The following is a 23,291-nucleotide window of genomic DNA, read 5'->3' as shown; positions in this document are numbered from 1 at the left end:
GGGAAAAGTGGTATGTTAATAACAGAGCCCTATATTTTGGAAAAAGAGAGGATGGGAATTATGACGTACGAAGAATTTTTTAAAAAGGTAAAGGAAGCGTTTGCAGACGCAGATGTCAGCGGAATTACAGAGCACCTTGCTTATCAGTTTAACATTACCGGAGAAGCAGAGGGTATTTTCTATGTGGAGGTAAAGGAAGGCGAATTGTATGTAGAGCCTTATGATTACCATGACAGAGACGCTCTGTTTACCTGTTCTGCAGAAAATCTGATGAAAATTGCCAAAGGAAAACTGGATCCGATTCTTGCCGTAACCTTAAAGAAGCTGAAGGTGGAAGGGGATATTGATAAAGCTTTGAAGCTGAAAAGCTTAATTGGCGGGAAGAAGAAATAACCTGTTCAAGCAATCCATTTACTTTTTGGGGCTGTCGGAAAATGAAATTGATACACAAGATATGGTTGCGATATCGAAAGAATCACAATATATATTGCGGAAAATTTGTCATTTCCCCACAGCCCCATTGTCGTTATTGCTCCGTCCGTATATGTTCCAATACAGAACATATACGGACGGAGCAATGCTTATTCTTTTGCTTTAATCGATAAATTCAATATAATTTTCAGCCATTTTTCCAATACGTGCAAGGGCATACACTTCAATTCCCTGAGATTTCAGCTTTTCTCGTCCTGGCTGGAAGGATTTCTCAATTAAGACGCCAAGTCCTGCAATGGTGGCATGGGACATGCGTATCAGGCGGATTGCGGCTGTGGCAGCCTCCCCGTTTGCCAGAAAATCATCCACCAGAAGAACGTGATCCTCTGCTGTAATGTATTTTTTTGAAAGGGTCAGCTCATAATTTGTTTCTTTCGTAAAAGATGTGACGACAGTCTGGTACAAATCCTGATTTAAAATCTTGGACGGCTGTTTCTTTAAGATTACCATTGGAACCTCTAAGGCAAAGGCTGTCATCAATGCCGGAGAGATGCCGGAGCTTTCAATAGTGGCGACTTTGGTGATTCCTCTGCTGCGGAAATGATCGGCAATTTCTCTGCCCATATCCTGCATCAATGCAGGATCCACTTGATGGTTGATAAAGCTGTCTACTTTTAAAATATGTTCATTTACGGCCTTGCCGTCCTGTCTGATTTTTTCTTCTAATAATTTCATATATGATTCACCTCTGAGATTGGTTTGACTAAAATTTGACTCACTGCTATTATTATAAATGAAATGGAACCACATTACAATATCTATTGAAGGGAGATTTATGAAGATCACCATATTAGCAGTTGGGAAGATAAAGGAAAAATTTTATCGGCAGGCGGTAGAGGAGTTTGAAAAGCGTCTCAGCCGTTACTGCAAACTGGAAATTATTGAGGTGGCGGATGAGAGAACGCCGGATCATGCCAGTGAGACAGAAGAATTGCAGATCAAGGAAAAAGAAGGGCAGAGACTGTTGAAATACTTTCGTGATGATGCATGGATTTGCGCGCTGGCCATTGAAGGGAAGATGCTGGATTCGGTGGAACTTTCTGAAAAGATAGAAAACCTTGGAGTGTCGGGAACCAGTCATATGATTTTTGTGATCGGCGGTTCCCTGGGATTGGCCAAGCAGGTATTGAAGCGGGCGGATTTTTTGTTAAGCTTTTCCCGGATGACCTTTCCCCACCAGCTGATGCGGGTGATTCTGCTGGAGCAGATTTATCGGAGTTACCGGATTCTTTCGAAGCAGCCATATCACAAGTGAGGGCGAAAGTGCAGAAACAGGTGATGGATCTCTTAAAGGGCGCAGCGGTAACAGTTTTTTGCATTGGATGATAAATTTTCATTGCTACCGGCATCATTTTCCTGTATAATGGGTTACCAGGAAGAAAGCAAATGCGTTATAGTTTCATTGACAGGAGGAGCAAGAATGTCTCAAAGAAAAGATATCCATAAAGTGCTGATTATCGGTTCCGGTCCCATTGTGATTGGGCAGGCATGTGAATTTGATTATTCCGGTACACAGGCGTGCAAGGCGTTGAGAAGCCTTGGCTACGAGATCGTATTGGTGAATTCCAACCCTGCAACCATTATGACAGATCCGGAAACAGCGGATGTTACTTATATTGAACCTTTAAATGCAGAACGAATGGAGCAAATTATTGCAAAAGAAAGACCGGATGCATTGCTGCCGAATCTGGGCGGGCAGTCGGGTCTTAATTTATGCTCAGAACTTGCTAAAACGGGCGTTCTGGAAAAATATAAAGTACAGGTCATCGGCGTGCAGGTAGACGCCATCGAACGGGGAGAAGACCGGATTGAATTTAAGAAAACCATGGACAGCCTGGGAATTGAGATGGCAAGGAGCGAGGTGGCTTATTCTGTGGAAGAAGCCATGGAAATTGCAGATAAGCTGGGCTATCCGGTAGTGCTCCGTCCCGCTTACACCATGGGCGGCGCCGGAGGCGGACTTGTGTACAATGTAGAAGAACTGAAGACAGTCTGTGCCAGAGGCCTTCAGGCCAGCCTGGTGGGACAGGTGCTGGTGGAAGAATCCATTTTAGGCTGGGAAGAATTAGAGCTGGAAGTAGTGCGGGATGCAGACAACAACATGATTACCGTATGCTTTATTGAAAATATCGATCCTCTGGGAGTGCATACCGGAGATTCTTTCTGCTCTGCCCCGATGCTGACTATTTCAGAAGAAGTGCAGAAACGGCTCCAGGAGAAGTCTTACAAAATTGTAGAATCCATTCAGGTGATCGGCGGCACCAATGTGCAGTGGGCCCATGATCCCAAGACGGACCGGGATATTGTAATTGAAATCAATCCAAGAACTTCCCGTTCCTCTGCGCTTGCGTCTAAAGCAACCGGATTCCCCATTGCACTGGTGTCTGCAATGCTGGCAACCGGGCTGACCCTTGCGGATATTCCCTGCGGAAAATATGGCGCCTTGGATAAATATGTGCCGGATGGAGATTATGTGGTGATTAAGTTTGCCCGCTGGGCTTTTGAGAAATTCAAAGGGGTGGAGGATAAGCTGGGAACCCAGATGCGCGCCGTAGGGGAGGTTATGAGTATTGGAAAGACCTTTAAGGAAGCATTTCAGAAAGCAATCCGAAGTCTGGAAACAGGAAGGTATGGACTGGGACATGCCAAAGATTTTGATAAACAATCCAAAGAAGATTTGCTGAAATTGCTGATCACTCCTTCCAGCGAACGGTATTTTGTCATCTATGAAGCATTGAGAAAGGGAGCTTCTGTGGAAGAAATTCATGAGCTTACCAAAGTAAAACATTACTTTCTGGAGCAGATGAAGGAATTGGTGGAAGAAGAAGAAAAATTGGCTTCCGATAAGGGAAAGCTTCCGGCAGACGAAGCATTGATTACCGCCAAGAAACATGGATTCTCAGATAAATATTTAAGCCAGATTCTGGAGATTACAGAAGATGAAATAAGAAAGAAGCGGATTTCCCTTGGCCTGGAAGAAGCCTGGGAAGGCGTACATGTCAGCGGAACGAAAGACAGCGCCTATTATTATTCCACCTATAATGCCGAAGATAAGAACCCGGTGACAGAAGGAAAGCCCAAAATTATGATTTTAGGCGGCGGCCCCAACCGGATCGGACAGGGAATTGAGTTTGATTACTGCTGCGTCCACGCTTCCCTTGCATTGAAAAAGCTGGGATTTGAGACGATTATTGTAAACTGTAATCCGGAAACAGTATCCACCGATTATGATACCTCTGATAAACTTTACTTTGAACCTCTGACCCTGGAAGATGTTTTAAGCATCTATAAAAAGGAGAAGCCGGTAGGCGTGATTGCACAGTTTGGCGGACAGACTCCTTTGAATCTGGCGGCGGATTTGGAGAAAAACGGGGTAAAAATTCTGGGAACCTCTCCTTCTGTCATTGATTTGGCAGAGGATCGGGATCTGTTCCGGGCCATGATGGAGAAGTTAGAGATTCCCATGCCGGAATCCGGAATGGCAGTGAATGTAGAAGAAGCATTGAAAATTGCGGAAGAGATCGGTTATCCGGTGATGGTGCGTCCTTCTTACGTGTTAGGCGGAAGAGGAATGGAAGTGGTCTACGATGCAGAGAGTATGACAGGATATATGAATGCAGCGGTCGGGGTGACGCCGGATCGGCCCATTTTGATTGACCGCTTTTTGGGCCATGCCACAGAATGCGAGGCGGACGCCATCAGTGACGGAACCCATGCTTTTGTGCCGGCAGTGATGGAGCATATTGAGCTTGCAGGAGTTCATTCCGGAGATTCTGCATGTATTATCCCTTCTAAGCATATTTCACAAGAAAATGTGGCAACCATTAAGGAATATACCAGAAAGATTGCAGAGGAAATGCATGTACAGGGCTTAATGAACATGCAGTATGCCATTGAGAAAGGCAAGGTGTTCGTATTAGAAGCCAATCCCCGGGCATCCCGTACGGTGCCTCTGGTATCGAAGGTCTGCAACATCCGCATGGTGCCTCTGGCCATTGATATTGTAACTGCAGAACTGACAGGGAGACCTTCTCCGGTTTCGGCGCTGCAGGAAAAAGAGATACCCTATTACGGAGTGAAAGAGGCAGTATTCCCCTTTAACATGTTCCAGGAGGTAGACCCGGTATTAGGGCCGGAAATGCGCTCCACCGGGGAGGTGCTGGGACTTTCCCGTTCCTATGGAGAGGCGTTTTACAAGGCGCAGGAGGCAACTCAGATGAAGCTGCCTTTAGAAGGAACCGTATTGATTTCTGTCAGCGACAGGGACAAGCCGGAGGTAGTGGAAGTGGCAAAAGAATTTGCCGAAGCAGGATTTCAGATTATTGCCTCCAAAAATACCTGCAGGCTGATTCAGGAAGCCGGAATTGAGGCGGAAATGGTGCATAAGCTGAAAGAAGGCAGGCCAAATATGCTGGATCTGATCACCAATGGTAAGATTGATTTGATTATCAATACGCCGGTGGGGCAGGAACGCCACGCAGACGACAGCTACTTAAGGAAAGCAGCCATTAAGAAAAAAGTGCCCTATATGACAACCATGGCCGCGGCAAAGGCTACCGTCAGCGGTATCCTTTCCCTGAAAAAGCATGGCAGCAGCGAAGTGCAGTCCCTGCAGAAATTGCATGGAGAAATCTAAAATTTGGAAAATTAGCAAGTTGACTAATCCAGACAACTGATTTATAATGTAAACATCTATGCAGTTAACCAGGAGGTTCTTATGATAAAAAGTATGACCGGATTTGGATGCTGTGAGATTGCAGACGGAGCGTACCGAGTTACCGTGGAAATGAAATCAGTAAATCACCGGTATCTGGACATTGCAGTGAAATTGCCCAGGAAACTGATTTCTTTTGAACATGCAGTCCGTAATCTCCTGAAAACTTACATCCAACGCGGAAAAGTAGATGTTTACATTAATTTTGAAGATTGTACGGAGAATCAGATCAATTTAAAATATAACGAAGCCCTGGCAGCAGAATATGTAAAATATATCCATCAGATGGCAGATGCTTTTTCCATGCCCTGTGAGTTGGATGCTGTCAGTCTTTCCAGGTACCCGGAGATTCTGACGCTGGAAGCAAGAACCGTGGATGAGGAGGAGCTTTGGAACATTCTGGAGCGTGCAGTTTCCGGAGCGGCAGAGAAATTTGTCAACGCCCGTGTGCAGGAGGGGGAACAGTTAAGGGAAGATTTGCTGAGCAAGCTTACTGTTATGTCCGGATACGTGGAGCAGATCGAGGCGCGTTCTCCTGAGATTCTGGAAGAGTACCGCCGGAAGCTGACGGATAAGGTAAATGAACTGTTAGCAGACGCCCAGACAGATGAGAACAGAATTATGATGGAGGTTGCTGTGTTTGCAGACAGAATCTGTACAGACGAAGAGACAGTACGGTTAAAAAGCCATATTGCCAACACAAGGGACACTTTGGTTCAGGGCGGAAGCATAGGCAGGAAATTGGATTTTTTAGCGCAGGAGATGAACCGGGAGGCCAATACGATTCTTTCCAAAGCCAATGATCTTACCGTGTCCGATATTGCCATTAATTTAAAAACAGACATTGAGAAGGTGCGGGAGCAGATTCAGAACATTGAATAGGGGAAACGCAGATGAATAACAGAAAAGGTATCTTAAGCGTGGTTTCGGGATTCTCTGGTTCCGGCAAAGGAACCATTATGAAACAGCTTTTAGAGCAGTATCCGGACAGGTACGCGCTTAGTATTTCCGCCACCACCAGATCTCCCAGATCAGGAGAAGTGCACGGAAGAGAATATTTTTTTGTGCCTCAGGAAGAATTTGAGGCAATGATTAGGAACAACGCACTGTTGGAATATGCACAGTATGTGAATCATTACTATGGAACCCCCAGGGATTATGTGTTCCGGCAGTTAGAGATGGGGAAGGACGTAATTCTGGAAATTGAGATCCAGGGAGCGCTGAAGGTGAAGGAAGCGTATCCAGATACGCTGCTGCTTTTTGTGACGCCTCCGGATGCAGCAGAATTGAAAAAGCGCCTGACCGGACGGGGGACAGAAGATGAGGCCGCCATTGCTTCACGGCTGAGCCGTGCCTGGCAGGAAGCTCAGGGAGTGGAAGAATATGACTATCTGGTTGTAAATGACAGCCTGGAGGAATGCGTGCAGGAAGTGCATGGGATTATTCAGGGCCAGCACGCCAGGGTCAGGGAGAATTACCTGCTGATTGAGACAATAAGAGCAGAGTTAAGAGACTTTGCGAAAGGAGAATGATATTTATGATGCTTCATCCGTCTTACACAGATTTAATGAAGGTAGTAAACAGTGATGTTGAAATTGGAGAGGAACCGGTGGTAAACAGCCGTTATTCCATTGTTCTTGCAACGGCAAAAAGGGCAAGACAGATCATTGGAGGGGAAGAGCCTTTGATTGACAATATTTCCAATAAGAAGCCTTTTTCCATTGCAGTCGAAGAACTATACAACAGCAAGGTGAAAATCGTCGGGGAAGAAGAAGCGCCTCAAGAAGAATTGGAAGAGGATATGGAAATCTAAAAACCTATGTTCAGGTATACTCAAGAGCATACTTATTTGCCAAACGTTTTGCTGTTTTTTGAAATAATGAGAACCTGTTGGCAAATCATTTGGCTTACGGGTATAAATATTTACCACATTGTTTGCGGAATGGCAAACGGTGTGGTAATCTTTGGTTATACTCAAGAGCATACTATTTGCCGAATGAATTGCTGTTTTTTGAAATGATGGGAACTTGCCGGCAAATCATTTGGCTCACAGGGATAATTGGATTGGAATGGAGAGAGAATGAAAGTTTTATTTGTCTCACTGGGATGCGATAAAAACCTGGTGGATACGGAGTTTATGATAGGAGCTTTGCAAAAACAGGGGCATACCTTTACCAATGAGGAAACAGAGGCAGAAGCTATTATTATCAATAGCTGCTGCTTTATCAATGATGCGAAGGAAGAAAGCATAAATACAATTTTGGAGATGGCAGAATACAAGGACGCTGGGACCTGCAGGGCGCTGATTGTGACCGGATGTCTGGCAGAACGTTACCGGGAGGAAATCAGGAAAGAGATTCCTCAGGTGGATGCAGTGATCGGAACCAATTCCTACGGTGAGATTGGGGCGGCTTTGGAGGAAGTGAGCCGGGGCAGGAATTATGAACTGTTTCAATCCTTAGAAGGACTTCCGGACTTGCCGGCAGGACGTTCGTTAACCACAGGCGGCCATTACGCCCATTTAAAAATTGCAGAAGGATGCAATAAGAACTGCACCTACTGCATCATTCCTAAGATCCGGGGCAGATACCGGAGCGTGCCTATGGAAGAGCTTCTTGCGCAGGCAAAAGAGCTGGCAGAGCAGGGAGTCAAAGAATTGATCCTGGTGGCCCAGGAAACCACATGGTATGGAGTGGATTTGTATGGGGAGAAAACTCTGCATAAGCTGTTGGATGAGCTCAACCGGATTCCGGGAATCCAGTGGATACGCCTGATGTACTGTTATCCGGAAGAAATTTACGAAGAATTGATTCAATCCATCAAGAGGAATCAAAAGGTCTGCCATTATCTGGATATGCCCATTCAGCATATCAATAATGATATTTTAAAGCGCATGGGACGGCGCACCACCAAAGAGGAATTGACAGAATGCATCCGCCATCTGCGGGAAGAGATCGAAGATATTACGCTGCGAACCACATTGATCAGCGGATTTCCGGGAGAGACTCAGGAAATGCATGAGGAATTGATGTATTTTCTCAATGAGATGGAATTTGACCGGTTAGGCGCCTTTCCTTATTCTCCGGAAGAAGGTACGCCGGCGGCAGAATTTCCGGATCAGATAGACGAATACCAGAAATCAGTCTGGCAGGAAGAAATCATGGAGCTGCAGCAGGAAATCATTTTCGATAAGAACGAGGAAATGAAAGGCCGCTGCCTGTGGGTCATGATAGAGGGAAAAGTCGACGGGGAACAGGCTTATGTGGGCAGAACCTGCCGGGACGCACCGGACATTGACGGGTATATTTTTGTGAATGCAAAGGAGACGCTGATGACCGGAGATTTCGTAAAAGTAAAAGTAACCAGAGCATATGAATATGATTTGATTGGAGAGGTGATTGTATGAATTTACCAAATAAATTGACGATACTCAGAATGATTTTGATTGTGCCTTTTGTAGCGTGTATGCTGGTGCCGGGGCTAGGAGATGCAGGGATGTATGCATCCGTGGTTATTTTTATTATTGCAAGCCTAACTGATCTTCTGGACGGAAAAATTGCAAGAAAGTACGATTTGGTGACAAATTTCGGGAAATTTATGGACCCTCTGGCTGATAAACTTCTGGTAGCGTCTGCTTTAATCTGTCTGACGGCACAGGGAAGGCTGGCAGCATGGATTTCCATTATTATTATCAGCAGGGAGTTTATTATCAGCGGATTCCGCCTGGTAGCTTCGGATAACGGAATCGTGATTGCAGCAAGCTACTGGGGTAAGTTTAAGACTACCTTCCAGATGATTATGATTGTGATGCTGATTTTGAATTTTGATCATGAGGTATACCAGATTTGTGCAGTGATTATTACTTATGTTGCACTGATTCTGACCCTTGTGTCCCTGGTTGACTATATTATCAAGAATAAAGATGTATTGAAAGAGCAAAAATAATATTCTGTAAATCAGAGAAAAGGACGATGAGCGATGACGGTAGAATTGATTTGTGTGGGAACGGAGCTGCTGTTGGGAAATATTGTGAATACCAATGCAGCCTTTATCTCAGAAAAGTGCGCGATGCTGGGGCTTTCCATGTATTATCAGAGCGTTGTAGGGGATAATCCGGGACGTTTGGAGCATTTGCTCAGGATGGCAAAGGAACGTTCCGATGTGATTATCTTGTCCGGCGGTCTTGGGCCTACCCAGGATGATCTGACGAAAGAGACAGCCGCAGAAGTAATGGGAAAAACGCTGGTGGAGGACGCCAGGGCAAAGAATGAGATTCAGGAATTTTTGTCGAAGAGAGGACATGATATCACAGAAAATAACTGGAAACAGGCATTGGTGCCGGAGGGCTGCAAAGTATTGTATAATGCCAACGGAACTGCGCCGGGAATCATTATGGAGGACGGGGACAGCCGTATGATCCTTCTGCCGGGGCCTCCCAATGAGCTGATTCCTATGTTTGAGGAACAGGTATATCCCTATCTTCACAGCCTGCAGCCGGAAATCATCTGCTCGAAGATGGTGAAGCTTTGCGGAATCGGAGAGAGTGCGGCGGAGACGAAGATACTGGATTTAATCAATGAGCAGAAGAATCCCACGGTGGCTCCCTATGCCAAAACAGGAGAAGTCCATCTGCGCATTACAGCCAAAGCAGAGAATGAGAAAAAAGCATTTGCTATGATTGAGCCGGTGGAAGAAATATTGAAGCAGCGGTTTGGGGATTGTGTTTTTACCGATGATCCCCAGGTGACGCTGGAAATGGCTGTGGCAGAACTTTTAAAGAAGCATCGCCTGACGGTAACCACAGCGGAATCCTGTACGGGAGGGCTTTTGGCAGGCAGGCTGATTAATGTGTCTGGTATTTCAAAACAGCTTCAGGAGGGGTACATTACCTATTCCAATGAGGCCAAGGAAAAGCTGCTGGGGGTTTCCCATGCAACGCTGGAAACCTATGGGGCAGTCAGTCCTCAGACGGCTGCAGAAATGGCAGAAGGCGGAGCCAAAGCTGCCGGAGCGGACGTCTGCATTGCAGTAACTGGAATTGCAGGGCCGGAGGGCGGAACCAAAGAGAAGCCGGTGGGACTGGTGTATATGGGATGCTGCCTGCGGGGAAAAGTTTATACTGAGAAGAATTTCTACAGCGGAAGCCGCAGCAAAATCAGGGAATATTCTGTGGCAAGTGCACTGACGCTTCTTCGGAAGGTCATTTTAAAGGAGCTGGAAGAATAAAACCGAAGTATTCTGCGGCAAACGCACTGACGCTCTTTCAGAAAGTGATTGAAAAGAGGTAGAGGAATGAGAATTATAGCAGGAAGCGCCAGGAGCCTTCCGTTGAAAACTGTACCGGGAATGGAGGTAAGACCTACCACAGACCGGATCAAGGAGACACTTTTTAATATGTTAAATCCTGAGCTTCCCGGATGCAGATTTCTGGATTTGTTTGCAGGGAGCGGACAGATGGGGTTAGAGGCAGTCAGCAGAGGAGCCGAAGCGGCAGTGTTTGTGGAAAACAGCCGGAAAGCGGCGGCCTGCATTGAAGCGAATATAAAGTTCACAAAATTTACAGACCGCTGCACACTGCTTGTTAAGGATGCGGTTTCTGCAATTCGCTGGATGAATCAAAAAGAGAAGTTTGACCTGGTGTTTATGGATCCTCCTTATGGAAAGATGCTGGAAACAGAGGTTCTGTGCGCCTTATCAGAGTCCTCCTTGCTGGAAGAGGAGGCGCTGATTGTGGTGGAGACAGCATTAGATACCGATCTTGCCCAGGCAGAAGAGCTGGGATATCAGATTACAAAAGAGAAAACCTATAAAACCAATAAACATATATTTCTGCGGTTTGGCACAGGTGACGGGGGAAACAGATGAGAAGAGCAATTTATCCGGGCAGTTTTGATCCGGTGACTTTTGGACATGTTGACATGATAGAGCGTTCGGCAAAGATTGTGGACGAACTGGTGGTGGCAGTTTTGATTAATAATGCAAAAAAGCCATTGTTTTCTATAAAAGAACGTGTTAGTATGTTAGAAGAGATCGCAGGCCATATTCCGAATATCAGAATTACATCCTTTCACGGACTTTTGATTGATTATGCCAGGGAAGTGAATGCTTCCATTATTATTCGAGGACTTCGGGCGGTGACGGATTTTGAATATGAGCTTCAGATTGCCCAGACAAACCGGATTGTGAATTCAGAGATAGACACGTTATTTTTAACCACCAGTCTGGAATATGCATATTTAAGTTCTACGATTGTGAAAGAAGTTGCTTCTTATGGAGGAGATATTTCCCATTTTGTACCGGAGCAGCTCATAGAAAGAATTTATGCAAAATATAGCTGAATATAAGGAGCGTTACATATATGAGTAGCAGAATCGAGCAGATTATTGATGAGATCGAGGACTATATTGAAAGCTGTAAATATCAGCCCCTTTCTAATACAAAAATTGTAGTGAATAAAGATGAGCTGGAGGATTTGTTGTCAGAGCTCCGGAGAAAAACACCGGATGAAATTAAGCGTTATCAGAAGATCATTAGCAATAAGGAGGCAATTCTGGCAGACGCCCAGGCCAAGGCAGACGCCATTATTGCCCAGGCAGAGGTGCAGACTACCGAATTAGTCAGTGAGCATCAGATTATGCAGCAGGCCTATGCTCAGGCCAATGAAGTAGTGGTTATTGCCACCAACCAGGCCCAGGAAATTCTGGATAACGCCACCAATGATGCAAATAATATCCGCATGGGAGCGATTCAGTATACAGACGGCGTACTGAAGACTTTAGAGGATATTATTGGGAATGCCATGGAGACTACCAAGGCCAGGACAGAGAATCTTCTGAGCTCCCTGCAGGGCTGCTATGATGTAGTAAACGCCAATCGTGTAGAGCTGTTTCCAGAAGGCCAGGAGCCGGATGCATCCTCAGGAGAGGGCAGCGCCGGGAAACCTCAGGAGCTTCAGGTGACAGAGATATAATTGCCGTCAGGAACTCTGCAGCGCAGCTGCCGGGGATTGTCAGTGGATAAGCAGGAGGGCAAGAAGGTAGGCAGAGATGGTCTGGAATAGCTTTGTCAGAAGATAAGGAACCATGGAAAACCGGCACTCTTTTACCATGGAAGCCGTCTGAGCGAATCCGGAGATTCCGCCGAAGGCAGTATATGCCATCATCAGCGGATACGTGATGCTAAGATCCATGTTCTGCCCTGCTGTATAGGAAATTCCGTTGGTGATTTCTGTAAATCCAATCAGAAGACATTTCAGAATTGGATGGGACAAAGGAAGCAGCATTGTCATCTGAGCCAGAATAGCAAAGATGATAATGTAACCGCCAAGTTTAGCCAATGTTTCAAGTCCATTCATAATACCGGCATCTATGATTTGAAAGCTCATGGATGTCGTTTTTTTTAGAGGTTTCCCTGAAGAAGGAAGGCTTTCCTCAGGCACTGTGAAACTTCGGCGACTGTTTTGCAGCATATAGAGAACCAGCGGCGGCGTATACAGAATCAGGTAGCTTGAAATCCGCAAATCCGGCCGGTTCAGGGAGTCATTCAGAATAAAGCTTCCAATGAACACCGGGCTGATATTATTGCAGACACAAAAAAGCCGCTGTCCTTCTTCACGGGTCATTTTACCGGTTGTTACCAGATCGGCAGTAATTTTGCTGCCCATGGGAAAGCCAAACAAAAGTCCGGCGGTCAACGGGTATATTCCGGCGCTGCTGACGGGAAAAATATGTTTCAGCAGACGGTGAACTGCCTTGGCAAACCCGTCCAGAACGCCGGAATGAATTAATATGTAAGAGAGGATGGAAAAGGGCAGCAGTGTGGGCAGCATTTTTTCATACCACAGATTCAGGCCCAGGGTCGCTGCGCTTACCGCTTCTTCCGGAAATATTAAAATGTAAAGCAGAAATACAATTAAAATAACAGGGTATATGATTTTTTTCATAGTTTATTTTATGAATCAGGAAAAGAAATATGCTTGCTAAAGGTTTGCAGCGTGAAAATAAGTTTCACTGCTGCTTGTTGTATCTGAACAAACGAAAGGAACAGGTGATGAGAATGGGTGTTTGTGAAAATTTGGAGCCGAAGAGAGTGTTTGCATATTTTGAGGAAATCTGCAAAATTCCCCATGGTTCCGGAACTACGAAGGCAATCAGCGACTATTGCGTATCCTTTGCAAAGGAACATAATCTGAAATGGATTCAGGATGAAAGCAGCAATGTAATTATTTTTAAAGATGGTTCCAGGGGTTATGAAACATCAGATCCGGTAATTATCCAGGGCCATATGGATATGGTCTGTGAAAAAGAAAACCATGTAGAGATTGATTTTGAAAAAGACGGGCTGAAGCTTTATGTAGACGGTGATTTCCTGAAAGCAGAGGGAACCACGTTAGGCGGAGATGACGGAATTGCAGTTGCCTATGCGCTGGCAATTTTAGAAGATGACGCTCTGTCTCATCCCCCTCTGGAGGTTGTGCTGACGGTGGATGAAGAAATCGGCCTGTTGGGAGCGGAGGCCATTGATCTTTCCATGCTTAAGGGCAAAAAGCTTCTGAATATTGATTCGGATGAAGAAGGAATCTTCCTTACAAGCTGTGCCGGAGGGCTTCGGGCAGACTGCCGTATGCCTGTTTCCCGCACAGAGGCAGAAGGCATGGGATATGAGATTCAGGTGACAGGGCTTAAGGGAGGACATTCCGGCAGTGAGATTCACAAAGAACGGGGAAATGCCGTGGTGATTCTGGGCAGAGCGCTGTATGAGCTTCGGCAGTCATGTTCTGTTTCTCTGGAAACTCTGTCCGGCGGATGCAAGGATAATGCCATTCCCAGAGAAGCAGCTGCATGTATTCTTATATCAGAGAAGGACTGCGGGGAGTTGGCGGCTCAGATTGACAGGTTAAATAAAACGCTGAAACAGGAATATCGCAGCTCAGACGCCGGGGTTGAAATCTGCTTCAGAGAGCTTGGGCCAAAGAAAACAGGGATATTGACAGATGCTTCCCTCATAAGGATTCTGTTTATGCTCCGTAGCATGCCCTGGGGCGTACAGAATATGAGCATGGAAATAGAGGGACTGGTGGAGACTTCTTTAAATCCGGGAATTATGGAACTTACAGAAGAAGAATTCTGTCTGTGCTTTTCGGTGAGAAGCAGCGTTACCAGCAGAAAATATGAATTAACGGAGCGTTTGGCCTTTCTTACAGAATTTCTGGGCGGAGAGCTTGAAATGCACGGCGATTATCCTGCCTGGGAATATAAGCCGGATTCTTCGGTGCGGGAGCTGATGGCAGAGGTCTACAGAGAACTGTTTCAGGAGGAACCGCAGCTTAAGGCCATCCATGCAGGATTGGAGTGCGGAATCCTGTCTGGTAAAATTGAAGATTTGGACGCTATCTCCTTTGGGCCCAATAACTTTGACATCCATACGCCAGAGGAACGTTTAAGTATTTCTTCCACTGAAAAAGTCTGGAAGCTGATTCTGGAGTTTTTAAAACGCGCCAAATAATAAAAAAACGCGCTAAATAATAGAAAACGCATCAAATAATAGAAACTGGAAGTAAATTCGGAATTATTAAAACGCTTCGCATAATATACTTGGAGTAATGAAAAGTTTAAAAGGATACTATGAAAAAGCAGGTATGGATATGGTTGCTGATTCTTACTGCAATGGTCTGCTTTCTTATCAGCCTTACCGGTCAGATACAGCAGTTTGCGAAGCTTAGCAGCCTTTTGGCGGAGGAAGATATCAGAGAACTCCTGCGTCAGCAAAAAATCCCCACAGAATTGTTTGAGACTTTTTGCGGTTATGAGAAAGATTCCGAATATTCCAGATATGATTACATGTTGGGCTATCTTTTTACAGAACAAGAGGGGCAGCGGGAACTGGAAGAGTATCTGGAATTGCTGTATCAGTATCAGAAGTCAAAAATCCAGGAATTGTCAGAGATGGAGCAGGCGGTCTGGAAAGATTTGGAGTATTTTCCGGTTCCTTTGTCCCCAAAAGACAGTTCACTGGTTACCTCTTTTGAGAATTCCTGGATGTTTGACCGAAATTACGGCGGAAACCGGGGACATGAGGGAACAGATATCATGGCTTCTTTCAATGAGCGGGGGCATTATCCCGTGATCAGCATGACAGACGGAACCGTGGAAAAAGTGGGATGGCTGAAGCTGGGAGGCTATCGGATTGGCATACGTGCGCCAAACGGCGGGTATTTTTATTATGCCCATCTTTATGATTATGCCAGGGAGTTTCAGGAGGGAGAAGAAATAAAAGCAGGGGAGCTTCTTGGATTTATGGGAGACAGCGGTTACGGGGAGGAAGAAGGCACGGTGGGGAAATTCGCAGTCCATCTTCATCTTGGAATTTATGTGAACGATAAGAATGGCTCAGAAGTAAGCGTGAATCCTTACTGGGTGCTGAAATGGCTGGAAGAGAAGAGACTGAATTATCAGTTTTCACAGGAAGAGAAGCGGCTGAACGATCAGTTTTCACAGGAAGAGAAGCGGCTGAATGATCAGTTTTCACAGGAAGAGAAGCGGCTGAGCTATCAGTTTTCACGGGAGGAAGCAGAGAATGCAGATCAGATTGGATAAATACCTTGCAGATATGGGAGTGGGCACCAGAAGCCAGGTAAAACAGTATATACGGAAAAAACAGGTTCTGGTAAACGGCAGCCTTCCCGAAGGGCCAAATCAGAAGGTGGAGCTTACCGATAGGGTATCCTTTCAGGGACAGGAGATTTCCTGGCAAAAGCATGAATATTTCCTGTTTTACAAGCCTGCAGGCTGCATCAGCGCAGTAAGGGATAACTGCCATAAAACAGTTCTGGATTATTTTCCGGAAAACCGGAGAAAGGACTTATTTCCGGTGGGAAGGCTGGACATTGACACAGAGGGCCTTCTTCTGATTACCAATGACGGAGCCTTGTCCCACAATTTGCTGGCGCCGAAAAAGCATGTGCCGAAAACGTATGTTGCCAGAGTTCTCGGCAGGGTGACGGAAGAGGACGTACAGAAATTTGCCCAGGGCATGGAGATTGGAGAAAAGAATCCCACCCGTCCGGCAAGGCTTAAGATTTTGGAGTGGGAAGGAGAGGCTTCCCTGGTGGAACTGACAATTACAGAAGGAAAATTTCACCAGGTGAAACGGATGTTTGAGGCGGTGGAGAAGAAGGTATTGTATTTAAAGCGGATTGCCATGGGAGAGCTGAAGCTGGATGAAACCCTGCAGCCTGGAGAATACAGGAAATTAACCGAAGAAGAGCTGGAGAAGCTCAGAAAAGGCGCCGCATAACTGTCATTTCAGCAAAAGAGAAAGGGGATGAAGGTATGCTGACAATTTTTGGAAAAGTTCAAAAAGAACTCCAGGTATCCGGCAGGAACAGGCAGGATCTTAAGAAAGAAGAACGGGAGGAACAGGCACAGCAAAAACGTCTGGCAGATATGGATCCGCTGGTGCGCCAGCTCAAGCAGTACCGGGAGGATGCAGAGCAGATGCGAAAGAGCAATCAAATGGCGTCCATTGACACAAAGTTAAAGTCCGGCGGCCAGCTGACGCCAGAGGAGCAGGAATACTTAAAACAGAACAAACCGGACGCTTACCGGGAATATCAGGAGATCAAACAGGAGCGGGAAGCTTACAGGCGGCAGTTAAAATCCTGTAAAACGAAGGAAGATGTAGAAAAGCTGAAATTGAATAAAATGGGAAATTTTATGGCGGAGGCAAAAAAGACTGCAAATAATTCGGTGATACCCAAGGATAAGAAGAAAGCGCTGATGGAAAAGCTGCTGAAAAAGACCATGGGTCTGCAGGAAGAGCATATTGCTTTTACGAAAACAGCCCAGTATCAGAATCTTCCGGATGAGGAGGAAGCAACGGAAAAAGTAAAAGAAAAAGCCAAATCTTCTGGCAACAAGAAAACTGAGGAAATAAGAGCATCAGCCGATCCTGCAAAAGCTGCTGATTTTGAGGATGTGGAAGATGAAATTAAGGACTTTCTTACTACAGACAGACCAAGAGGATACGGCCTGGAATATTTTGATACAGATACAGGGAGCAGAAAAGATGCTGGAAAAGATACAATCGGTGATTTTTGATTTAGATGGAACGCTGGTGGATTCTATGTGGCTGTGGCATGACATTGACGTGGAATTTCTGGAGAAGCGGGGGCTGACCTTGCCAGAAACTTACCAGAGGGACATTGAGGGTATGAGTTTTACAGAAACGGCAGTATATACCAAAGAATTATTTCATCTTTCGGAAAGCGTGGAAGAGCTGAAGGAAATATGGAACAGAATGGCAATTGAAAAATATACATACGAAGTGCCCTTTAAGCCTGGCGCAGAAGAATTTTTAAAGTATTGTAAGGAACATAAGATTTCCGTGGGCATTGCCACCAGCAATTCCAGAGAGCTGGTGGAAGCTGTGGCTCTGTCCCTTCATTTTGACGACTATATTCAGGAAATCGTGACAGCATGTGAAGTAAAGCAGGGGAAACCTGCGCCGGACGTCTATCTGGAAGCGGCCAGCCGCCTTGGGGTGCAGCCGGGGCGCTGTCTGGTGTTTGAGGACGTTCCTATGGGAATCCTGGCTGGAAAACATGCAGGAATGAAAGTCTGCGCTGTGGAGGATAAGTTTTCAGCGGCGCAGCGGGAAGAAAAGCGGGAATTGGCAGATTATTATATTACAGACTACCGTCAGGTGCTTGCTGACAGATAAGCGAAAATAGAAACAGCAGTTTTTCGTAAAAATGAAAAAGGCTCTGTTGTCAATTGGCGGAAAGGATAAGGAGTAACTATGGATGGAAATTTTCTGCCTGTCTGCAGGAAAGATATGCAGGAGCGGGGAATTGCACAATTTGATTTTGTCTATGTGATTGGGGACGCCTATGTGGATCATCCCTCTTTTGGCCATGCCATCATCAGCCGTTTGCTGGAAGCCCACGGCTATACCGTGGGAATTATTTCCCAACCGGACTGGAAGGATAAAAAAAGCATAGAGCTGTATGGAGAACCCCGTCTGGCGTTTCTGGTAACCGGCGGAAATATGGATTCCATGGTGAATCATTACAGTGTTTCGAAACGTCCCAGGGAAAAAGACGCCTTTACCCCTGGAGGGGTGATGGGAAAACGGCCGGATTACGCTTCTGTAGTATATGGGAATCTGATTCGGCAGTCCTATAAGAAAACACCTGTGCTTCTGGGCGGAGTGGAAGCCAGCCTGAGAAGGCTGGGACATTATGATTACTGGAGCAATAAAGTGAAGCGTTCCATTCTGCTGGACAGCGGCGCAGACCTCTTGATGTACGGAATGGGAGAGCGCAGCATCCTTGCGCTGGCGGAAGCGCTGGACAGCAAAATTGCAGTGGAAGACATTACTTTTGTAGATGGGACAGTCTATAAGACCCGAAAAAAAGAGGATATATATGATGCTGTATTTCTTCCGGAGTTTGAAACAATAAGGCAGGATAAGGAAAGCTATGCCAGAAGCTTTTACGCCCAATACTGCAATACCGATCCCTTTTCAGGAAAACGCCTGGCAGAAGAATATCCCAATCAGATTTATGTGGTGCAGAATCCGCCGTCAAAACCGCTGACCCGGCAGGAATTGGATGATATCTACCATCTGCCCTATCAGCGCACGTATCATCCCTCTTACAAGGCGCTAGGTGGCGTGGAAGCCATTTCTGAAGTGAAATTCAGCCTAACCAGCAACCGGGGATGCTTCGGCGGCTGCAGTTTTTGTGCCTTGACTTTTCATCAAGGACGGATTATTCAGTCCAGAAGCCATGAATCCATGATAAAAGAAGCGGAAATACTGATCAAGGATAAGGATTTTAAAGGATATATTCATGATGTGGGTGGCCCAACTGCTAATTTCCGGTTTCCGGCCTGTGAAAAACAGCTTAAAAAGGGCATCTGTCCAGGGAAACAATGCCTGTTTCCAAACCCCTGTAAAAATTTAAAAGCCGATCACAGGGATTATTTGTCTCTGCTTCGGAAGCTGCGCAGCCTGCCGGGGATAAAGAAGGTATTTATCCGTTCCGGCATCCGCTTTGACTATTTGCTGGCGGATTCAGACCGGACATTTTTAAAGGAGTTGTGCCAGCATCACGTCAGCGGACAGCTGAAGGTGGCGCCGGAGCATATTTCCGATAAAGTATTGCAGTGCATGGGAAAGCCGAAAGCGTCCGTGTATCATCAATTTGCCCGGGAATATCAGGCGATGAATCAGAAGCTTGGAAAAAAGCAGTATTTGGTGCCTTATCTGATGTCCTCACATCCTGGTTCCACCCTGCAGGAGGCAGTGGAACTGGCGGAATTTCTGCGGGAGCTGGGATATATGCCCCAGCAGGTGCAGGATTTTTATCCAACGCCTTCTACGATTTCCACTTGTATGTACTATACAGGATTGGACCCGCGCACCATGCAGCCGGTGTATGTGGCTCATAATCCTCACGAAAAGGCCATGCAGCGGGCCTTGATCCAGTATCGGGATCCGAAGAATTATTCTCTGGTGAAAGAAGCCCTGGTGAAGACCGGAAGGCAGGATTTGATAGGATTTGACAAAAAATGCCTGATCCGGCCCAGGAAGGGAGAAGAATATAAGCCAGATAAAGAAAGGCGGAAACCTTCAGAAGCTTCCAGAAAGCGTAAGACGATTCGAAATGTCCATAAGGGAAAGAATAGCAGATGATGATGAAAAGGGGCTTTGCAGACGAAGAGGGAGGAGGATTAAGATTTATGTTATATCCGTTTATGACTTTAAATGATAATACGGAAATTGTGCATTCTGAAATATTAAATATGAATGGGAAAGAGCATGTAAAAGTATGTATTGAAAGACCGGTTTTCGGAGGTTTTCAATCTGTAGAATGTTATTTGCCTGAATATGAGTGGAAAAATAATGAAGGATTTACCAAAAATGATCTTGAAAAATTTCAGGAGTTTTTAGAATCGGCGGCGCACATTATTATTGAGCTTGCGCGAGAAGGAGGATTTGATAGTGCCTCAAATTTTTAAAATTGGTTCGTATGTTGTGTATTTTTGGATGAATGAAAATGATCCATTGGAGCCAGTTTATGTACATGTATCAGAAGGGATTCCTTCTTCAAATGCAACTAAAATCTGGATTACCAAAACGGGTAAAAGTTTGCTATGTAACAATAATTCCAAAATTCCAGACAGGAAATTAAAATACATTCAAGGTATTGTTGAGGCAAGAAGTGGTGAAATAATTCAAAAGTGGTATCGTACATTTGGGAAAGTAGATTATTATTGCTGAGCTTTAGTGTGGCACAGTGGGTTGTTTGTTTTGGAAAAAGGGAGGAATGATGCAGGAGTTCAAGATTGGGAAAAATGAAAAAGACCAGCGTTTTGATAAATATTTGAAGAAACTGTTGTCAGAGGCGCCGAACAGTTTCATCTATAAAATGCTTCGAAAGAAAAATATAACATTAAATGGAAACAAAGCAGACGGCTCTGAGAAGCTTAAGTTGGGTGATGAAGTGAAATTATTCCTGTCCGATGAGACTTTTCAGAAATTCTCAGGTAAGACAGCAGATGTTATCAGTCAGTATCCATATGTCCCTTTGGACATTATTTATGAAGATGAGGATATACTGGTAATCAACAAACCTATGGGAATGCTTTCGCAGAAAGCAGCAGCAGGAGATTTTTCCGCTAATGAATATATCATAGGTTATTTATTAAGGCAGCAGAAAATCACAGAATCCGATCTGCGGACCTTCCGTCCTTCTGTCTGCAACCGGCTGGATCGGAACACATCAGGTCTTCTGATTGCCGGAAAGAGTCTGAAAGGTCTGCAGAATATGGCAGAACAGCTAAATGACCGTTCGGTGGAAAAGTATTATTTATGCCTGGTAAAAGGGCGGATTGCAGAGCACAGTCTGGCAGAAGGATGGCTGTTAAAAGATCAGGAGAAAAATCAGGTAATCATTTCCAAACAGAAACTGCCTGATGCAAAATATATTAAGACGGAATATACTCCAAAAGCAGTATTTACCTTAGAGCGCCAATCTTATACGCTATTGGAGGTAAAGCTGATTACCGGGCGTTCCCATCAAATACGGGCACATCTGGCTTCTCTGGGGCATCCTGTTGTGGGGGACGGAAAGTATGGAGAGAAGCAGGTGAATATATGGTTTGCAAGGAAATTGAAGATCCATTTCCAGCTGCTTCATGCTTCCAGGATAAAGTTTACAGACGGCACAGAGTTGACGGCGCCTTTGCATGGAGATTTTCAGAAAGCGGTGGGGTATCTGGAGGCTAAGTTTCATCGGATATAAAAAATTTTGCCAGAAGAGATAGAGAAGTGAGATGGTGTGAATCGTTAACCACAATTATGAGAACTCGTAAAAGCTGAGGGGGCCGCCAAATAGGGTTGTTTCACGAAGAAAAATAAATAAGTGGCAGAGCATAGGTTTTATCGAGGGTAAAAGCTGCTATACAGAGTAGCATCTTACCCTCGACTTTTTGCTGCTCCCGGATTGCCTGCGGAATGGATGAGGAGCTGCTGTCTCTGGAGTTTGCGGATTGGATCGGAAATACAGGGAACTGGTAATTGATGTGATAGATGAGATAACAGATGATTTTTCCATTGCGATAAAATGGTTCTTTGATCCAATAACAAGTTTTTATTAAACCAGCCCCTTGATTCTTCAAAAAACATTGAGGGGATTAGAGGTATGCAACGAGATATATTGATGAAAACTAGTTCCATTTAAACCACATATAATAATTCCCATAGAATGTCCTTTTCTAAGCAGGAAACCAAAAATTGTCAATTTAAGATTTCCATTACTTTTTCGTACTTATTCTGATAGTGCTGTTTGCTTTTTGTAGATAATTTCTGAAAGCTTCTCGCTAATTTATTCTTTACAAACTCCTTACCATCTTCAATCCCCATTCCTTTTTGAACATAAGCTAGATACAACAAACTGGGAACACTATCAAAATGCGAAATTGCATCAGCATCAGCCACACACAATTCTTCAAGACTATTTTTCTCTAAATTTACACTACCCCTATGTTTTTTAATGCATTCTTGTACCATACGAATTTTTATGCTATCGTAACTATATTCTTTTAAAATGCTATGTGCCATTTCTGCCCCATGTATATGATGTAAATCATATAAACTATAATCTGTAATGGAAGCAATGTCGTGTAACCAAGCCGCAATCAAAACAACTTCTTTATCTGCTCCATATTTATCTGCCAAAATTTCTGCATTTTTTACCACTGCAACAATATGATAGTAACATCCCATCCCAAATTTATTTGTTTCTCTTTGACACCTATCATATATTTCTTTCTGTAAATTGCTTAAAATATCATTTCGCATATTTTTACCCCTGTAACTATTAACTTTTAGTTTTGATTATACCATACGGCAGACTATGTCCGCAACCTAACCCCAAAAGCAAACAGCTCTGACGCTTAAATTTATACTTATACTCTCAGAGTACATTGGATTCTATTTTCCCGTATTGCTTTATCAGCACAACCTTATTTAAGCCATAAAATCCCTGCACTCTGCTTTTGTGTCTTTCTGTTTTCATCTGCCTCTTCACCACCACCTTTCTCCATTATTCTTTATATAAACCGTATTTGTATCTTTTTACCTATCTCTTCCTTGTGTTCTTTTAACGGTGTCTCCTTCATGGATTCCAGTATCCTCTTGTGCTTTTGCTCCCTGCTCTGCTTTACCCTCTTCCATATCTTTTCCCAGGCCTCCATAAACTGGCTTATCATGTGCCCAATCTGAATCAGATAATAATGGTTTTTCATTGCCTGATAATTCCTGCTGTACTGGTGCTCCAGATTGTATCCCTGTCTTTTCTGTGCGTTAAATCCCTCATTCTCTATTTTCCAACGCATCCTCCCGCGTTCCACCAGTCCTGACACATTTTTTCTGGTGACCGGCAGATCCGTGAGAAACCAGAATTCTTTCCGGATTGTTTCTTCTTTTCGCTTTTTCTTGCCTTTTTTGCAGATCTTCTCCCTGCTTTCCCCATATTCTGCCAGGTTTACCTTATGTCCGTTATAATCAATATCTGTCA

General features: G+C 44.8%; 24 protein-coding genes and 1 pseudogene. 21 read left to right on the top strand and 4 right to left on the bottom strand.

The genetic code is table 11. From position 1 onward, the window contains the following. Positions 1 to 60: 60 nt before the first annotated feature. The gene (locus E5329_RS06945) at positions 61 to 393 is read left to right on the top strand and encodes an SCP2 sterol-binding domain-containing protein (RefSeq protein ID WP_135988923.1); all 333 of its coding nucleotides are present in this window, start codon (positions 61 to 63) and stop codon (positions 391 to 393) included. Between the two features lie 201 nt (positions 394 to 594). On the opposite strand, the gene E5329_RS06940 is transcribed toward E5329_RS06945, so the two are convergent. Then, positions 595 to 1,167, bottom strand: a complete 573-nt coding sequence (locus E5329_RS06940; protein ID WP_135988843.1) for a xanthine phosphoribosyltransferase — start codon at positions 1,165 to 1,167, stop codon at positions 595 to 597. A 100-nt stretch (positions 1,168 to 1,267) separates the two neighbouring features. Here E5329_RS06940 and rlmH point away from each other — a divergent pair, with 100 nt between their 5' ends. The 11 genes from rlmH to E5329_RS06885 all read left to right on the top strand — a co-directional run bounded on the left by rlmH (position 1,268) and on the right by E5329_RS06885 (position 12,176). Then, entirely contained in the window at positions 1,268 to 1,747 is a 480-nt protein-coding gene (gene rlmH / locus E5329_RS06935) for a 23S rRNA (pseudouridine(1915)-N(3))-methyltransferase RlmH (protein ID WP_135988842.1), read from the top strand. A gap of 165 nt (positions 1,748 to 1,912) precedes the next feature. Further along, positions 1,913 to 5,128 (top strand): carbamoyl-phosphate synthase large subunit, encoded by a 3,216-nt coding sequence (gene carB / locus E5329_RS06930; RefSeq protein ID WP_135988841.1) that lies wholly within the window; start codon positions 1,913 to 1,915, stop codon positions 5,126 to 5,128. An 81-nt stretch (positions 5,129 to 5,209) separates the two neighbouring features. Next, positions 5,210 to 6,088, top strand: coding sequence for a YicC/YloC family endoribonuclease (locus tag E5329_RS06925; RefSeq protein ID WP_135988840.1), 879 nt, complete (start codon positions 5,210 to 5,212; stop codon positions 6,086 to 6,088). 11 nt (positions 6,089 to 6,099) lie between these two features. Further along, the gene (gmk, locus tag E5329_RS06920; RefSeq protein WP_135988839.1) at positions 6,100 to 6,738 is read left to right on the top strand and encodes a guanylate kinase; all 639 of its coding nucleotides are present in this window, start codon (positions 6,100 to 6,102) and stop codon (positions 6,736 to 6,738) included. A gap of 8 nt (positions 6,739 to 6,746) precedes the next feature. Beyond that, complete coding sequence (rpoZ, locus tag E5329_RS06915; protein WP_135988922.1) at positions 6,747 to 7,019, top strand: DNA-directed RNA polymerase subunit omega; 273 nt, start codon at positions 6,747 to 6,749, stop codon at positions 7,017 to 7,019. A gap of 267 nt (positions 7,020 to 7,286) precedes the next feature. Next, entirely contained in the window at positions 7,287 to 8,612 is a 1,326-nt protein-coding gene (rimO, locus tag E5329_RS06910; RefSeq protein WP_135988838.1) for a 30S ribosomal protein S12 methylthiotransferase RimO, read from the top strand. Further along, positions 8,609 to 9,151 carry a CDP-diacylglycerol--glycerol-3-phosphate 3-phosphatidyltransferase gene (gene pgsA / locus E5329_RS06905; RefSeq protein ID WP_135988837.1) on the top strand — a complete coding sequence of 181 codons (543 nt, stop codon included), beginning with the start codon at positions 8,609 to 8,611 and terminating at the stop codon, positions 9,149 to 9,151. The genes rimO and pgsA overlap by 4 nt, the downstream gene beginning before the upstream one ends. Positions 9,152 to 9,184: 33 nt before the next feature. Beyond that, positions 9,185 to 10,432: a competence/damage-inducible protein A gene (locus E5329_RS06900; protein ID WP_135988836.1), complete on the top strand. Its 1,248-nt coding sequence runs from the start codon at positions 9,185 to 9,187 to the stop codon at positions 10,430 to 10,432. A 66-nt stretch (positions 10,433 to 10,498) separates the two neighbouring features. Then, positions 10,499 to 11,071 carry a 16S rRNA (guanine(966)-N(2))-methyltransferase RsmD gene (gene rsmD / locus E5329_RS06895; RefSeq protein ID WP_135988835.1) on the top strand — a complete coding sequence of 191 codons (573 nt, stop codon included), beginning with the start codon at positions 10,499 to 10,501 and terminating at the stop codon, positions 11,069 to 11,071. Next, a complete protein-coding gene (gene coaD, locus E5329_RS06890; protein WP_135988834.1) occupies positions 11,068 to 11,544 on the top strand; it encodes a pantetheine-phosphate adenylyltransferase in 477 nt (158 codons plus the stop codon). The genes rsmD and coaD overlap by 4 nt, the downstream gene beginning before the upstream one ends. A 20-nt stretch (positions 11,545 to 11,564) precedes the next feature. Continuing rightward, complete coding sequence (locus E5329_RS06885; RefSeq protein ID WP_135988833.1) at positions 11,565 to 12,176, top strand: ATPase; 612 nt, start codon at positions 11,565 to 11,567, stop codon at positions 12,174 to 12,176. Positions 12,177 to 12,215: 39 nt separating this feature from the next. Here the strand turns inward: E5329_RS06885 and E5329_RS06880 are convergent, their stop codons facing one another. Beyond that, positions 12,216 to 13,148 (bottom strand): hypothetical protein, encoded by a 933-nt coding sequence (locus E5329_RS06880; protein WP_135988832.1) that lies wholly within the window; start codon positions 13,146 to 13,148, stop codon positions 12,216 to 12,218. A 113-nt stretch (positions 13,149 to 13,261) separates the two neighbouring features. Between E5329_RS06880 and E5329_RS06875 the strand changes: the two genes are divergently transcribed. From E5329_RS06875 to E5329_RS06835, 9 genes are all read left to right on the top strand, one after another. Then, positions 13,262 to 14,710 carry an aminoacyl-histidine dipeptidase gene (locus E5329_RS06875; protein WP_135988921.1) on the top strand — a complete coding sequence of 483 codons (1,449 nt, stop codon included), beginning with the start codon at positions 13,262 to 13,264 and terminating at the stop codon, positions 14,708 to 14,710. 119 nt (positions 14,711 to 14,829) lie between these two features. Next, on the top strand, positions 14,830 to 15,801 hold the full coding sequence (locus tag E5329_RS06870) for a M23 family metallopeptidase (protein WP_135988831.1): 972 nt from the start codon (positions 14,830 to 14,832) through the stop codon (positions 15,799 to 15,801). Beyond that, a complete protein-coding gene (locus E5329_RS06865; protein ID WP_135988830.1) occupies positions 15,782 to 16,501 on the top strand; it encodes a pseudouridine synthase in 720 nt (239 codons plus the stop codon). Before E5329_RS06870 ends, E5329_RS06865 begins: the two co-directional genes overlap by 20 nt. Before the next feature lie 35 nt (positions 16,502 to 16,536). Then, entirely contained in the window at positions 16,537 to 17,304 is a 768-nt protein-coding gene (locus E5329_RS06860; RefSeq protein WP_135988829.1) for a hypothetical protein, read from the top strand. Then, positions 17,273 to 17,926 carry an HAD family hydrolase gene (locus E5329_RS06855; protein ID WP_135988828.1) on the top strand — a complete coding sequence of 218 codons (654 nt, stop codon included), beginning with the start codon at positions 17,273 to 17,275 and terminating at the stop codon, positions 17,924 to 17,926. Before E5329_RS06860 ends, E5329_RS06855 begins: the two co-directional genes overlap by 32 nt. A 78-nt stretch (positions 17,927 to 18,004) precedes the next feature. Then, the gene (locus E5329_RS06850) at positions 18,005 to 19,903 is read left to right on the top strand and encodes a YgiQ family radical SAM protein (RefSeq protein ID WP_135988827.1); all 1,899 of its coding nucleotides are present in this window, start codon (positions 18,005 to 18,007) and stop codon (positions 19,901 to 19,903) included. Next, positions 19,900 to 20,229: a hypothetical protein gene (locus tag E5329_RS06845; protein ID WP_275443089.1), complete on the top strand. Its 330-nt coding sequence runs from the start codon at positions 19,900 to 19,902 to the stop codon at positions 20,227 to 20,229. The genes E5329_RS06850 and E5329_RS06845 overlap by 4 nt, the downstream gene beginning before the upstream one ends. Continuing rightward, entirely contained in the window at positions 20,213 to 20,491 is a 279-nt protein-coding gene (locus tag E5329_RS06840; protein ID WP_135988826.1) for a DUF4160 domain-containing protein, read from the top strand. Before E5329_RS06845 ends, E5329_RS06840 begins: the two co-directional genes overlap by 17 nt. A 49-nt stretch (positions 20,492 to 20,540) precedes the next feature. Continuing rightward, entirely contained in the window at positions 20,541 to 21,515 is a 975-nt protein-coding gene (locus E5329_RS06835) for an RluA family pseudouridine synthase (RefSeq protein ID WP_135988919.1), read from the top strand. Positions 21,516 to 22,009: 494 nt separating this feature from the next. Here E5329_RS06835 and E5329_RS06830 read toward each other — a convergent pair whose 3' ends face one another. Beyond that, positions 22,010 to 22,573, bottom strand: coding sequence for an HD domain-containing protein (locus tag E5329_RS06830; RefSeq protein WP_135988825.1), 564 nt, complete (start codon positions 22,571 to 22,573; stop codon positions 22,010 to 22,012). A gap of 251 nt (positions 22,574 to 22,824) precedes the next feature. Further along, a pseudogene (locus tag E5329_RS29655) lies at positions 22,825 to 23,291 on the bottom strand (transposase); the annotation flags it as partial.

Origin of the sequence: Petralouisia muris (genome assembly GCF_004793545.1) — a bacterium.
Taxonomy (GTDB): domain Bacteria; phylum Bacillota; class Clostridia; order Lachnospirales; family Lachnospiraceae; genus Petralouisia; species Petralouisia muris.
This window is presented reverse-complemented; position numbering and strand designations above follow the sequence as displayed.